Genomic DNA, 13,192 nt, shown 5'->3' on the forward strand with positions numbered 1-13,192 from the left:
CAGCCCTCAACCGAGAACCCCTGTGGGAGTAAGCCCCCTCCCACAAAGGCAAGGCGTTTCATTTCACTTCCGGCGGCGTAGTAAAGGTGTGATACGGCGCCGGTGATGGCACGCTCCACTCCAGGCCTTCGGCGCCATCCCATGGTTTGGCCGGTGCCGGCGGCCCGCCGCGAATGGTCTTGATCACGATGAACAGGAAGAAGATCTGCGTGGCGCCGAACATGAACGCGCCGATCGAGGAGACCATGTTGAAGTCGGCGAACTGCAGGTTGTAGTCCGGAATCCGCCGCGGCATTCCCGCAAGGCCGACAAAGTGCATCGGGAAGAAGGTCAGGTTCATGCCGACGAATGACAGCCAGAAGTGCAGCTTGCCGAGGGTTTCGTCGTACATGTGGCCGGTCCATTTCGGCAGCCAGTAGTACGTGGAGGCGAAGATCCCGAAAATCGCACCCGGCACCAGCACGTAGTGGAAATGCGCCACCACGAAGTAGGTGTCCTGATACTGGAAGTCCGCCGGGGCGATGGCCAGCATCAGCCCGGAGAACCCGCCGATCGAGAACAGGATCACGAACGCCACGGCAAACAGCATCGGCGTCTCGAAGGTCAGCGAGCCTTGCCACATGGTGCTCGCCCAGTTGAACACCTTGACCCCGGTCGGCACGGCGATCAGTAGTGTGGCGTACATGAAGAACAGCTCGCCGACCAGCGGAATGCCGACCACGAACATGTGGTGCGCCCAGACAATGAACGACAGGAACGCGATGCTCGCCGTCGCGTAGACCATCGAGGTGTAGCCGAACAGCGGTTTGCGCGAGAAGGTCGGGATGATCGAGCTGACGGCACCGAAGGCAGGCAGGATCATGATGTACACCTCGGGGTGGCCGAAGAACCAGAACACATGCTGGAACAAGACCGGGTCACCGCCACCGGCGGCGCTGAAGAAACTGGTGCCGAAGTGAATGTCCATCAGCATCATCGTCACGCACCCGGCCAGCACCGGCATCACCGCGATCAGCAGGAACGCGGTGATCAGCCAGGTCCAGACGAACAGCGGCATTTTCATCAACGTCATGCCGGGGGCGCGCAGGTTGAGGATGGTCGCGATCACGTTGATCGCGCCCATGATCGAACTGATCCCCATCAAATGGATGGCGAAGATGAAAAACGTCACGCTTTCCGGCGCGTAGGTGGTCGACAGCGGCGCATAGAACGTCCAGCCAAAGTTCGGCCCGCCACCGGGGGTGAACAGGGTCGACACCAGGATCAGGAACGCTGCCGGCAGCAGCCAGAAACTGAAGTTGTTCATCCGTGGCAGGGCCATGTCCGGCGCGCCGATCATCAACGGGATCATCCAGTTGGCGAGGCCGACGAACGCCGGCATCACCGCCCCGAAAACCATCACCAGACCGTGCATGGTGGTCATCTGGTTGAAGAACGCCGGTTCGACGATCTGCAATCCGGGCTGGAACAGCTCGGCGCGGATCACCATGGCGAACGAGCCGCCCAGCAAGAACATGGAAAACGCGAACCACAGGTACAGCGTGCCGATGTCCTTGTGGTTGGTGGTCAGCACCCAGCGCATCAGGCCTTTGGCGGGGCCGTGGGCGTGGTCGGCATGACCGTGGTCGTCGATGACAGCGCTCATGGCCGGTCTCCTTTACTTGAGTGGACGGGGCTGGCCGGGGCGCGCTGCCCCGGCCGGTTCACGAAGTACGCGATAGACCGGCTCATTTGCTTTGCGCCTGTTTCAGCTCCAGCACTTCTTTTGGCGTGACCATGTCGCCCTTGTTGTTGCCCCAGGCGTTACGTTCGTAAGTCACGACCGCTGCGATATCGACTTCCGACAGTTGCTTGCCGAACGCCGCCATGGCGGTGCCGGGTTTGCCGTGGAAGACAATGCTCAGGTGACCTTCTTTCGGCCCTGTGGCGATTTTCGAGCCCTTGAGTGCCGGGAACATCGGCGGCAGGCCCTGGCCTTCGGCCTGGTGACAGGCTACGCAGGTGGTGTGATAGACCTTGTCGCCGCGCTCCTTGAGCTCGTCGAGGGTCCATTCCTTGCTGGTCAGTTCTTTGAGCTGCGCGGCCTCGGCCTTACGCTCGGCGAGCCACTTGTCGTAGTCGGCCTTTTCCTTGACCTCGACCACGATCGGCATGAAGCCGTGATCCTTGCCGCACAATTCGGCGCACTGGCCACGGTAAATGCCGGGCTTGTCGATGCGCGTCCAGGCTTCGTTGACGAACCCCGGGATCGCATCGCGCTTGACCGCGAAGGCCGGCACCCACCATGAGTGGATGACGTCGGCTGAGGTTACGAGGAAGCGCACCTTGGCCCCGGTTGGCAGCACCAACGGCTTGTCGACCTCAAGCAGGTAGTGCTCGCCCTTGGCTTCCTTGTTGTGGATCTGCTCGGCGGGGGTGGCCAGGTTGCTGAAGAACTCAACGTCCTGGCCCAGGTATTTGTAGTGCCACTTCCACTGATACCCGGTGATCTGGATATCGATATCCGGCTCACTGGTGTCGTACATCTTGATCAGGGTGGCGGTCGCCGGCACGGCCATCGCCACCAGAATCAGGAACGGCACGATGGTCCAGAGAATCTCGACGGTGGTGCTTTCGTGGAATTTTGCGGCGACCTGCCCGGTAGAACGGCGGTGCACCATCATCGACCAGAACATGGCGCCGAAGACGATGACCCCGATCACCACACAGATCCAGAAGATGGTCATGTGCAGGTCGAATACTGCGTGACTGATCTCAGTCGCTCCAGGCGCCATATTCACAGTCCAGGCCGCATTAGCCTGGCTGAAAATCGACCACAACAGGAGGCCCATCCAGACGTGTGGATGTCGCATCATTGCGGGTTCCCCTTATCGTTCTTGTTATCCCGTAGGCGCAACGCCTGCGGCAAGGGAGCGGCTGCATCAGACTACGAACTTGAATCGCCGGGCCTTGCTGCGTGGGCAGTCGGGCGTCATCAGCTAACTCCATTCAATGGCGAGTATAGACAGCGACTGGAAATTGCAATGTGAGGACGTAAATGAACTGAAACAGCCGGGACTTGCGTTCGAGGGCACGAATGGAGAAGGATGCAGACGAGTGGTGGCAAACGAATATAACGCGGGTGCATCAAGGATGAAATAATTATGACAAATGCGTCTTAGCATTTTTCGTAAGCCAGCTAACTTATGTCTTCCCTATTTCATTGCCTTGTTTCCTGGAGTTTTCATGAACACCGCCGCATTGCGCGAGCAGATCCAAACAGCCCAACAACATGAGAAAGACACCGGCCTGCTGACTCGTCAGCTGGAAAGCAAGCTGCCTCATTTACATCCGGCGATCCAATTGCCGGAAGCCGACGCCCAAGGCGTACTGACGCGTTTTGTCGCCGCCTACATCGAAGAAGTGCCAGACCTGCTGGATGCAGCCAATGAAGTCGCCAGGGAAGCGGGAATCGAATCGCAGATCAAACCGGTGCTGAAAATCGCCGAGCAGTATTTCCTCCAGCCGCCGGCCATCATGGCCGGGCACGTTGGCCTGGACAGCCTGCTGGACGAAGCCTATCTGGCGCACCGTTTTGTCGAAGAGGTCAACGACCTCTACATCAAGCATTTCGGCCAGCCACTGATCCCCCTGGACATGACGGTCGCCAATCTGATTGCTCACCAATTGATCGGTGAGGAATTTGCCAACCAACTGGACGAAGCTGTGCATCACGCCATCGACGAGATGCTCGACGAAGAGAGTTTTGCGCTGGAGTCGGTAGAGGCCTACCGCGAAAAACTCAGCAGCCCGGACACCGGCGCCGCGTGGAAACGCTGGCCGTGCATGGGCCGCCGACTGGGCGTGGGCCTGGAGCTGGATCAACCGGCTGCCTGATTTAAAGGCGTGCGCAAATGCCAATGTGGGAGGGGGCTTGCTCCCGAAGGCGGTGTGTCAGTCACTAACAATGTCGACTGATTCACCGCTTTCGGGAGCAAGCCCCCTCCCACAGGGTTTGTGTTCAGGCGGGAAGATTTAGCCGGCCGTGCCGATCCCGGTGGTAGTACGAATCCGCCCCTCTAGCCTGCGCTTCAACCCACGCGACTCAATCAACAGTTTCGACCCCTTCGCCGCATTCGCCCGACCCCACTCCTCCAGCAACTCCAGACACGAATGGTCGATGTAGCTCAGGTTATTGAGCGGCACATGCACCGTCGTGCCCGTTGGAATCGTGTTCAGCACCTGCGTCAGCGCCGGCACCTTGAGGAACGTCGCCGCGCCGAGCAGGCGCAACTCCATCTCGCCTTGTTGCGGCAGATCGATCAGGCTGATTTTCAGTCGTGAAGCCTTGAACGCCAGTTTCAGCAAGGTCAGACCGAAACCGATCAGTACGCCGGTCAGCAGATCCGTGAAGATGATCGCCAGCGCCGTCGCGGCGTAGGTGAACATCGGCATCCGGCCATAACGGCTCAGACCACGGAAGACTTTCAGGTCCACCAGTTTGAAACCGGTATACACCAGCACACCCGCCAGACTCGCCACCGGAATGCTTTGCAGCACGCTCGATAACAACAGCACGAACGCCAGCAACCACAGGCCATGGAAAATCGTTGAGTAACGCGTGGTCGCACCGGCCTGAACGTTGGCCGAACTGCGCACGATCACCCCGGTCATCGGCAGCGCACCGACAAGACCGCAGAGCATGTTGCCCACACCCTGCGCCGACAGTTCTCGGTCGAAGTCCGAGCGTACGCCGCTGTGCATCCGATCGACCGCGGCCGCCGACAACAGGGTTTCGGCGCTGGCGATAAACGCTACGGCAAGCGCAGCGATCAGCAGCGTCGGATCCGCCAGACTGAGCAGATCCGCAGGTTTCAGCCAGTCGATGGCTTGCGCCAGGTTCGCCGGCACTTCAACCCGTTTCACCTGCAAGGCGAGCATCAGGCTGGCGCCCGTAGTCAGACCGACCCCCAGCAATGCGCCGGGAATGAAGCGCAGCGAATGCGGGCGCAATTTCTCCCACAGCCACATCACGGCAATGGTCGACAGCCCGAGCAGTCCGGCCTGCCAGCCGAATGACGGCAAGGCTTGCGCCACCGCACCGGGGAAAGCCGTGAGGTTATCCAGCCCGGAGGGCTTTGGTGAGGCGTCGAGCATCACATGGATTTGTGAGAGCACGATCAATACGCCGATCCCTGCGAGCATGCCGTACACCACCGCTGGCGCCGTGACGCGAAACCAGCAACCGAGCTTCAAGCGCCCGGCCACCCATTGCAGGAAACCTGCCAGCAACAGAATCGGCCCGAGCATCTCGATGCCGTGCTGTCGTACCAGTTCGAATACCAGCACCGCCAAACCCGCCGCCGGTCCGCTGACCTGCAGAGGGGAACCGGCCAGCCAACCCACCACCAGACCACCGATGATCCCAGTGATCAGCCCTTTGGCCGGTGGCAATCCCGACGCAATCGCAATACCCATGCACAGCGGCAGGGCGACCAGAAACACAACCACTGAAGCGAGCAACTCCCGTGGCAATACCGCTTTCAATTGAGCCGCACGCATGGCGATTCTCCCGAAGTTTTCTTCAGGCATGGCTTCGCCGAACCGCTGAAACAGCGGCCGGCGTCAAACCACACAGATTTTTAGGAAGATTTAGAAGCGCGCTTTGGGCGTCGCCACCGGAATCGGATGGCTGCCGTCGAGCGGCAGGAATCGACTCTGATCCGCGTCGTAAGCTTTGATTTCGCTGGTTTCGATGTTGTAGACCCAGCCATGGATGAACAGATGACCGTTCGCCATGCGTGAGGCTACCGAAGGATGGGTACGCAAGTGCTGCAATTGGGCGATGACGTTTTCCTCGGTGAGGATCGGCATGCTTTCTTTTTCGTCGGCGCAGTGACAGTTGTCGTGCACCATGGTTTTCGCGACTTCAGCGTGGCGCAGCCAGGCTTTGACCGTCGGCATTTTTTCCAGGCTGTCCGGGTTGAGCACCGCACGCATGGCGCCACAATCGGAGTGCCCGCAGATGATGATGTGCTGCACGCCCAGCGCCAGCACCGCGTATTCGATGGCGGTGGAAACGCCGCCGTTCATCTGGCCATAAGGTGGAACAACGTTGCCGACGTTACGCGTCACGAACAGATCGCCGGGTGAACTCTGAGTGATCAGCTCGGGGACGATGCGCGAATCGGCGCAGGTAATGAACATCGCCCGTGGCGATTGGGCCGTGGCGAGTTTCTTGAAGAGTTCTTCCTGCTGCGGGAAGACCTCATGATGAAAATGCAAAAAGCCGTCAACGATCTGTCGCAGCGCTGCATCGGCGGATTGCGCCTCAGGGGCTTGCGCCGACGCAGCCAACGGCTGTTTATCCTTGTCACTCATGATTCATCCTCTTTGGCGGATTCTGGGAGTCATTCCCGTGTATTCCGGTGTGAAGCCAGTGGCTGTTTAAAACATCCGGGTTATCCCGACCCGTCAGTCACTCGATGAACAAGGTAGCCGTCGAAACTTAATTCAAACTGAATCAAACGCTCTAGAACGTGTGTTCCAGGTCACAAAAAACGTGACTGAGGCAGTTCGACGGAAGGGTTCCAACCGCTCAACCATAGGTCAATTGTCGCTAAATCTAGGAAATCTGGCGACCCGGCGGACAGAGGGCTGTGCAATTTTTATCGGGCCTTGAGGTGGGTGAGTCCTCCCTTGCCGTGACAAGTCGTGGCGGCGTCGCTGGCGCTCAGCAATTGAGGGCAGAGCAGTGGCCCGAGCCAGTCCCTGGGTTAACCATACGAAACCTGATGAAACAGATGTTGAATGGCGTTGAAGATGATGGCCCGTATGATCCGAAGTGCCGAGACGTTCAATAAGGCAAATAAATTAAAAAAGGGATTTTTTATGACATCTGTTTTGCGTCCAAATAGTATCAAAGGTATTTTTCTAGAAAAGATGGAAATTTCGCTGCCTCGCAAAGAGATCATGGTGATCATGAACTTTGCAACTAAACAAAAACAACAGGATCCAGAAACAAAACTTATAACCGAAAAGTTGGTTGACATTAAACAGATTGCTGCAATATCGCGCGATAACGGCAAAAATTTTGAGGTCGGGCCATACGGCGATATGGACGGTGACGGTGATATTGACCGTCATGACCGGGCGAAGTTGATCGCGTTGGCGAAGGCTTACAGTGGCATCGTCATTGCGTAAATAAAGACAAGGCCTGTATGAGTTCTCATACAGGCCTCGTTATATCCATGCATTGGCCCGTTTGCTAAATCAATGACATCTGCCGTCCTGGCGGACAGAAGGCTGTGCAATCGAGGTTGTAGCCCTCGCGGTGATTGAGTCCAAGACGCTTGATGGCTTTGGCGAAACGTTGCGCGAGCAGATCGGCAAACGGCCCTTCGCCCCGCATCCGTGCGCCGAAACGGCTGTCGTAGAGCTCGCCGCCACGGCTCTGGCGAATCAGGCTCAGCACATGCGCCGCCCTTTGCGGGTAATGCGCGTTCAGCCATTCTTCGAACAGCGGCGCCACTTCCAGCGGCAGGCGCAGCATCATGTACGCAGCACTTTGCGCGCCGGCGGCGTGGGCCTCGGTGAGCAGGCTCTCGATCTCGCTGTCGTTGATCATCGCAATCATTGGCGAACACAGCACGCCCACCGGAATTCCTGCTTCGCGCATCACCCGGATTGCCCTCAGCCGTGCCTTGGGCGCTGCGGCGCGGGGTTCGAGGATGCGCTTGAGCTCATCGTCCAGCGTCGTGAGGCTGATCATCACCGCCACCAGCCGTTGCTGCGCCAGTTCGGTCAGTAGATCGAGATCACGCAGGATCAGCGAGCCTTTGGTGACGATGGTCACCGGGTGTCGATAGCGCAAAAGCACTTCGAGGATCTGACGAGTGATCTTGTATTCGCGTTCGATTGGCTGATACGGATCGGTGTTGGAACCGAGATTGATCGGCGCGCATTGATAGCCTTTTTTCCCGAGTTGTTCTTCCAGTACCTGTGCGGCATTGGTCTTGGCGATCAGCTTCGTTTCAAAATCCAGACCCGGCGACATATCCCAATAGGCGTGGCTGGGTCGCGCGTAGCAATAGATGCAGCCGTGCTCGCAGCCACGATAGGGATTGATCGAACGATCAAAGGGCAAATCCGGCGACGTGTTACGAGTGATGATGGTCTTCGCGGTTTCGATCATCACCTCGGTGCCCTGCGTCTCGGGCACTTCCTGATACCAGCCGTCGTCCTCGACCACCGAACGGTTCGGCGCGAAACGGTTGTGCGGGTTGGTGGCGGTGCCGCGACCGCGGGGAGGGAGATGGCTGATCATTGAAGAATCTCGGGTCTGTATATGCATACAGTATCCGGTAATGCCCATCGTGATCCAGTACCGTTCAGCCATGCAGCTTGCTGATAGGTTTCTTAAATAGCCATAACTATGGAAAGCCGGCGATACATATGTTCCGTTGTATATGAAAATTATCAAATATAGTCTTGTTCAACTTTCAGGTACTGATGCCTGATTTTTAAACTAAAAGGACTTTATGTATGTCGTACCTCAATCAACGTGGTGTTTTTCTACAAATGATGCTGCCGGGTCCATCGGAACCCAATACCATTGTTTCCATGCAACTTGCCCGCAAGGAACTGGGCTGGAATGCCGAGGAGCAACTATCGACCGAGGCGTTGGTCGATTCCATCTACGTGGTGGCGGTATCCGCTGATCGCGGCAAGTCCTTCACCATCCGCACGGACAAGAAAGATGTCGACGGCGACGGTGACATTGATGGCGATGACAAAGCCAAGTTGATGGCGCTGGCCAAGGCTTATGCAAGTATCGTTAATCCGTAAGGCGCACGGCGATAAATGCAAGAAAACCCTGCATGATTCACGCATGCAGGGTTTTTTGTCGGACAGTGTTTCGTCGACACCGTAGCAACCATGTCAGCGCTTATTTCAAATTTTAAAATCTCTCATTGACGCAAAGGAGACCGCGATTTTTCTGAAAATAAACTCATCGTCCAGATCAATATCGCCATCACCGTCTGCGTCCGTCGATCCTGACACTTTCTTATACATACCCTTGTCATAACCTGTGACGGTCACGACTGAATCCGGGCGAGTCAAATCGGAGTTCGCGACATTAAACAAACCAATGTTGACGTCGCCAAGTTTGCTCCCTGAGGCGTTGTCTCCAAATGAGATAAGTATGCATCGGTAAAGACGACCCGCACCGACGGTACTCAAACCGACCAAAGCAGAGGCGAGGTCGCTTGCCAGGGCATAATAGGATTCGTCATCCTCATCAATGTCACCGTCACCGTCACCGTCACCGTCACCGTCGCCCTCGACGTCGTCGACTCCGGTGACCGTGTCAAATTTTCCGTTGGCGGTATTGGCGTACGCCGTGACCACAACGTCGGGCATTGAATTAACTGCATCTCCATTGTTGTACCGGGAAATTACCGCTTCTGCCTTTCCGTCCCCATCCGTGTCTTTGAACTCATATAGCAATGAATAGCTCATGTCTTTGTGCTCCATACCAGGGCGATATTAAGGACAATTGCGTCTGCGTCCCTTTGCACCCTAAGTAACGTAAAGAAGAGTGTCTACTGTCAGAGTTGACAGGTGTCAGTATTTACAGTGGTTATTGTTCAGGCCAGACGACTGTATGGGTATACATCCTGTCAAGTCTGACAGTAGACCCGATTTCTCCCCAACTTTAATGTCCAGAAGCCTAGGCACGATTGTCGGTTGTACGGGCGAAATCAACTGAAAGGACTTGATCAATGGCTATCAGGATATTGCTGGAAATTGCGGATATGGACCGAGACGGAAATCCTGAGGTCGCGTTTTATCACTATGATGAAGACGCGACCGAAATGATGGACTACGACTACTCGCTCTTCGCCTCTTCATCGGAAGGCAATGGTCGTTATGACCTGATTTCCGAAGACGCCGTTGACGCCGATGGCGATGGTGACGTCGATAAATACGACAAAAAACTTTACCTGCAGTTAGCCGATGCCTTTGCGCAATTCAAGGGCTTTCAGTCCACACGTTGAATTGCCCGCTGACACAGCAAAAACCCCCATGCCATGTCAGCGGTATTCAAGCCTCGTTACTGCGCAGTAACTTGCCCCAGGTCATCCCCGGAAGTGGTCTGCGTATCGTTCTTGCGCAGGCTCGCGACATCGGCAGCGTTCACCGGCGCGCCCTTGTTACCCCAACTGCCGCGAATGAAGCTCACCACATCCGCCACTTCCTGATCCGACAACCGCCAGGCGAAGCCGGGCATGGTGAAGGTCGAAGGCGCGGTGTGCGTTGCCGGCAATGTCCCGCCCTTGAGCACGATGTGGATCAATGAGGTTGGATCTTCCGATTGCAGCACCGGATTACCTGCCAGCGCCGGGAATACCCGCGTATAGCCGTGGCCGTCGGTGCGGTGGCATGCCGCGCAGTTGTCGATGTAAACCGACGCGCCGCGCTGGCTGTCGTCACCGTTCCATAGGGCCTTGGCGGCTTTTTCATCGTACGAGTACGGTTGATCGTTCGGATCAGTCGCTGGCAACGACTTCAGGTAGCGAGCAATTGCAGTCAGGTCGGCGTCGGTCATGTATTGCATGCTGTGGGTGACCACATCGCTCATGCCGCCGAACACTGCGCTGCGGTCACTGCGGCCGGTCTTGAGGAACTGCACCAGTTGCTCTTCGCTCCAACTGCCGAGGCCGTCCTTGTGATCGCCGCGCAGGCTCTTGGCGATCCAGCCTTCCAGTGGCGCGCTGCCGGCCAGGAACGTGCTGCCATCGGCCGCGCTCAGGGATTTTTCCTGCAGGGTCAGGGCACGCGGCGTGTGGCAGGCGCCGCAATGGCCCAGGCCTTCCACCAGGTACGCCCCACGGCTGATCACCGGATCATCCGATGTCGCTTTATAGCCCTCGACCTTCGGCGCAAACATCCAGCGCCAGCCCATCAGCGGCCAGCGCATGCTCAACGGCCATGGAATGTCGCTGGCCTTGTTCTGTTGCGCCACCGGTTCTACGCCCTGCATGAAATACGCGTATAGCGCTTTCATGTCGGTTTGGCTGACACGGGCGTAGGACGGATACGGCATCGCCGGGTACAACGTACTACCGTTTTTAGCGACACCATGACGTACGGCCTGATCAAAGTCCTCGAAGCTGTAATCACCGATGCCGGTTTTATCCGGAGTGATGTTGGTCGAATAGATCGTGCCGATCGGGGTTTCCATCGGCAGGCCACCAGCGAACGGCTTACCGTTTTTTGCAGTGTGGCAAGCCACACAGTCGCCGGCACGGGCGAGGTATTCGCCCTTTTTGATCAAGGATTGATCCACTTCGGCCGCCTGCAAAGAGGCGCTGCCGAGCAGGGCCAAGGTCGCGATAACAAGATTTTTCATGGTCATCGCTCCTTAAGCCTGAACCAGCGGACCGGGGTTTTTCAGGTATTGCTCGCGGATCGCTTTTGCCGACCAGTAGGTCAACGCAGCCACCAGCCCGGTCGGGTTGTAACCCAGGCCCTGCGGGAACGCTGAAGCGCCCGGCACGAAGACGTTATGCACGTCCCAGCTCTGCAAGTAGCGGTTCAGCGCGCTGGTCTTCGGATCGGTGCCCATGATCGCGCCACCGTTGAGGTGCGTGGTCTGGTAGGCCGCGGTGTTGAAGTGATCGCCAACGTTCTTGCCAATCACCGCAATGGCTTTCGGGCCCATCGCCTCGGCGACTTTGCCCATCTTCTCGACCATGAAGCGGTTCATTTTGATGTCGTTTTCCTGCCAGTCGAACGTCATCCGCAGCAGGGGCAAGCCGTAGGCATCGCGGTACACCGGGTCGAGATCGAGGTAGTTGCCTCTGTAGGATTGATGCGCGCCGTGAGCGTCCATCGACACCTGGTGGGTGTAGTAATCGGCGGTCGCGCGTTTCCAGGCACTGCCCCAGGCCGGAGTGCCCGGTGGGTTGGAGGTGCCGGCAATCGGTCGGCTGCCCGCCTGGTTGACCCACATTGGCGAACCGCCGACGAAGCCGTGCGGGCCGTGGTCGAAGTTGTCGGCGTTGAAGTCATCCAGCGCCACGCCGTTACCGCCGGCGCCGATGAAGTTGTTGGTGTGGGTGTCCTTGTCGAAGAACGCCTTGATGGTCGCCATGTTCTGGTAGGCGAAGTTACGCCCCACCACACCTTCGCCGCTGATGGGGTCGTAAGGTTTGCCAATCCCGGAAAGCAGCATCAGACGCACGTTGTGCAACTGGAAAGCGCCGAGGATCACCAGGTCCGCCGGTTGCTCGATCTCGCGGCCCTGGCTGTCGACGTAAGTGACGCCGGTGGCTTTGGTTTTGCTGCTGTCGAGGTTGATCCGCAGCACATGGGCATTGGGTCGCAATTCGAAATTCGGCAGCGGCTTGAGCGCCGGCAGAATGTTCACGTTCGGCGAGGCCTTGGAATACATGTAGCAAACGTAACCGCTGCAGAACCCGCAGAAATTGCACGGGCCCATCTGCGCGCCGTAGGGATTGGTGTACGGGCCCGAGGTGTTGGCCGAAGGCAGGTTGTAGGGTTTGTAACCGACCTCCGTGGCCGCTTTGCCGAACAGCTGTGCGGACACGGTGTTTTTCTGTGCCTGCAGCGGGAACGGGTTGGAGCGATCCGGTGCGTAAGGGTTGCCCCCTTTGCCCTGACCGACCAATTGACCTTTCACGGTCCAGGCCTGGCCCGACGTGCCGAAAACCTTTTCGGCGAAATCGAAGAACGGCTCCAGCTCTTCATAGCTGACGCCGAAGTCCTGGATGGTCATGTCTTTGGGGATGAAGCTTTTGCCGTAACGCTCTTCGTAATGGCTGCGCATGCGCAACTCGATCGGGTCGACACGAAAGTGCACACCCGACCAGTGCAGCCCGGCGCCGCCGACGCCATTGCCCGGGAGGAACGCGCCCAATTGGCGGTTGGGCAAGGCAATGTCGTTGACGCTATGGCGAATGGTCACGGTCTCTCTGGAAATGTCCTGGAAGAGTTTTTTCCGCACGCTGTAGGTCAGTTCGTCAATCACCTGTGGATAGTTGCCGTCGGGGTAGGTGTCCTGCATCGGCCCGCGCTCCAGCGCCAGCACGTTGAGTCCGGCCTCGGTCAGCTCTTTGGCCATGATCGCGCCCGTCCAGCCGAAACCGACGATCACGGCGTCGACCTTCTTCATTACCGTTGCCAT

The 13,192-nt window shown here is 57.7% G+C and carries 12 protein-coding genes; 4 read left to right on the forward strand and 8 right to left on the reverse strand.

Translation table 11 applies throughout. The annotated features are described in order from the left end of the window. Positions 1 to 58 precede the first annotated feature (58 nt). Entirely contained in the window at positions 59 to 1,645 is a 1,587-nt protein-coding gene (ctaD, locus tag AACY11_RS13935; RefSeq protein ID WP_339432386.1) for a cytochrome c oxidase subunit I, read from the reverse strand. 82 nt (positions 1,646 to 1,727) lie between these two features. Continuing rightward, positions 1,728 to 2,855, reverse strand: coding sequence for a cytochrome c oxidase subunit II (gene coxB, locus AACY11_RS13940; RefSeq protein WP_221732288.1), 1,128 nt, complete (start codon positions 2,853 to 2,855; stop codon positions 1,728 to 1,730). A 370-nt stretch (positions 2,856 to 3,225) separates the two neighbouring features. On the opposite strand from coxB, the gene AACY11_RS13945 reads away from it, so the two are divergent. Continuing rightward, complete coding sequence (locus AACY11_RS13945; RefSeq protein WP_339432388.1) at positions 3,226 to 3,876, forward strand: hypothetical protein; 651 nt, start codon at positions 3,226 to 3,228, stop codon at positions 3,874 to 3,876. A 138-nt stretch (positions 3,877 to 4,014) separates the two neighbouring features. Here AACY11_RS13945 and AACY11_RS13950 read toward each other — a convergent pair whose 3' ends face one another. Together AACY11_RS13950 and AACY11_RS13955 are read right to left on the reverse strand one after the other, a co-directional pair. Beyond that, positions 4,015 to 5,541 carry a SulP family inorganic anion transporter gene (locus tag AACY11_RS13950; protein WP_339465422.1) on the reverse strand — a complete coding sequence of 509 codons (1,527 nt, stop codon included), beginning with the start codon at positions 5,539 to 5,541 and terminating at the stop codon, positions 4,015 to 4,017. A gap of 90 nt (positions 5,542 to 5,631) precedes the next feature. After that, complete coding sequence (locus tag AACY11_RS13955) at positions 5,632 to 6,360, reverse strand: carbonic anhydrase (RefSeq protein WP_221732291.1); 729 nt, start codon at positions 6,358 to 6,360, stop codon at positions 5,632 to 5,634. A gap of 444 nt (positions 6,361 to 6,804) precedes the next feature. On the opposite strand from AACY11_RS13955, the gene AACY11_RS13960 reads away from it, so the two are divergent. Continuing rightward, a complete protein-coding gene (locus AACY11_RS13960) occupies positions 6,805 to 7,182 on the forward strand; it encodes a hypothetical protein (RefSeq protein ID WP_339432390.1) in 378 nt (125 codons plus the stop codon). Positions 7,183 to 7,246: 64 nt separating this feature from the next. Here AACY11_RS13960 and AACY11_RS13965 read toward each other — a convergent pair whose 3' ends face one another. Then, positions 7,247 to 8,305 carry a PA0069 family radical SAM protein gene (locus AACY11_RS13965; protein ID WP_339432391.1) on the reverse strand — a complete coding sequence of 353 codons (1,059 nt, stop codon included), beginning with the start codon at positions 8,303 to 8,305 and terminating at the stop codon, positions 7,247 to 7,249. A 218-nt stretch (positions 8,306 to 8,523) separates the two neighbouring features. Here AACY11_RS13965 and AACY11_RS13970 point away from each other — a divergent pair, with 218 nt between their 5' ends. Continuing rightward, on the forward strand, positions 8,524 to 8,826 hold the full coding sequence (locus AACY11_RS13970; RefSeq protein ID WP_221732294.1) for a hypothetical protein: 303 nt from the start codon (positions 8,524 to 8,526) through the stop codon (positions 8,824 to 8,826). A gap of 105 nt (positions 8,827 to 8,931) precedes the next feature. Here the strand turns inward: AACY11_RS13970 and AACY11_RS13975 are convergent, their stop codons facing one another. Beyond that, on the reverse strand, positions 8,932 to 9,501 hold the full coding sequence (locus tag AACY11_RS13975) for a hypothetical protein (protein WP_339465426.1): 570 nt from the start codon (positions 9,499 to 9,501) through the stop codon (positions 8,932 to 8,934). A 263-nt stretch (positions 9,502 to 9,764) separates the two neighbouring features. On the opposite strand from AACY11_RS13975, the gene AACY11_RS13980 reads away from it, so the two are divergent. Continuing rightward, positions 9,765 to 10,040: a hypothetical protein gene (locus AACY11_RS13980; protein ID WP_221732296.1), complete on the forward strand. Its 276-nt coding sequence runs from the start codon at positions 9,765 to 9,767 to the stop codon at positions 10,038 to 10,040. A 56-nt stretch (positions 10,041 to 10,096) separates the two neighbouring features. Here the strand turns inward: AACY11_RS13980 and AACY11_RS13985 are convergent, their stop codons facing one another. Both AACY11_RS13985 and AACY11_RS13990 read right to left on the reverse strand, forming a co-directional pair. Continuing rightward, positions 10,097 to 11,395, reverse strand: a complete 1,299-nt coding sequence (locus tag AACY11_RS13985) for a c-type cytochrome (protein ID WP_339494991.1) — start codon at positions 11,393 to 11,395, stop codon at positions 10,097 to 10,099. Between the two features lie 12 nt (positions 11,396 to 11,407). Beyond that, complete coding sequence (locus AACY11_RS13990; RefSeq protein ID WP_339494992.1) at positions 11,408 to 13,192, reverse strand: GMC family oxidoreductase; 1,785 nt, start codon at positions 13,190 to 13,192, stop codon at positions 11,408 to 11,410.

The sequence above is a fragment of the Pseudomonas sp. RA_105y_Pfl2_P56 genome, from assembly GCF_963970845.1.
In the GTDB taxonomy this organism is placed as follows: domain Bacteria; phylum Pseudomonadota; class Gammaproteobacteria; order Pseudomonadales; family Pseudomonadaceae; genus Aquipseudomonas; species Aquipseudomonas baetica_A.

Excerpts from the sequence above, each read along its gene's own strand:
- ctaD (WP_339432386.1), bottom strand. The coding sequence starts at position 1,645 with ATGAGCGCTGTCATCGACGACCACGGTCATGCCGACCACGCCCACGGC.
- coxB (WP_221732288.1), bottom strand. The coding sequence starts at position 2,855 with ATGATGCGACATCCACACGTCTGGATGGGCCTCCTGTTGTGGTCGATT.
- AACY11_RS13945 (WP_339432388.1), top strand. The coding sequence starts at position 3,226 with ATGAACACCGCCGCATTGCGCGAGCAGATCCAAACAGCCCAACAACAT.
- AACY11_RS13950 (WP_339465422.1), bottom strand. The coding sequence starts at position 5,541 with ATGCGTGCGGCTCAATTGAAAGCGGTATTGCCACGGGAGTTGCTCGCT.
- AACY11_RS13955 (WP_221732291.1), bottom strand. The coding sequence starts at position 6,360 with ATGAGTGACAAGGATAAACAGCCGTTGGCTGCGTCGGCGCAAGCCCCT.
- AACY11_RS13960 (WP_339432390.1), top strand. The coding sequence starts at position 6,805 with ATGGCCCGTATGATCCGAAGTGCCGAGACGTTCAATAAGGCAAATAAA.
- AACY11_RS13965 (WP_339432391.1), bottom strand. The coding sequence starts at position 8,305 with ATGATCAGCCATCTCCCTCCCCGCGGTCGCGGCACCGCCACCAACCCG.
- AACY11_RS13970 (WP_221732294.1), top strand. The coding sequence starts at position 8,524 with ATGTCGTACCTCAATCAACGTGGTGTTTTTCTACAAATGATGCTGCCG.
- AACY11_RS13975 (WP_339465426.1), bottom strand. The coding sequence starts at position 9,501 with ATGAGCTATTCATTGCTATATGAGTTCAAAGACACGGATGGGGACGGA.
- AACY11_RS13980 (WP_221732296.1), top strand. The coding sequence starts at position 9,765 with ATGGCTATCAGGATATTGCTGGAAATTGCGGATATGGACCGAGACGGA.
- AACY11_RS13985 (WP_339494991.1), bottom strand. The coding sequence starts at position 11,395 with ATGAAAAATCTTGTTATCGCGACCTTGGCCCTGCTCGGCAGCGCCTCT.
- AACY11_RS13990 (WP_339494992.1), bottom strand. The coding sequence starts at position 13,192 with ATGGCAACGGTAATGAAGAAGGTCGACGCCGTGATCGTCGGTTTCGGC.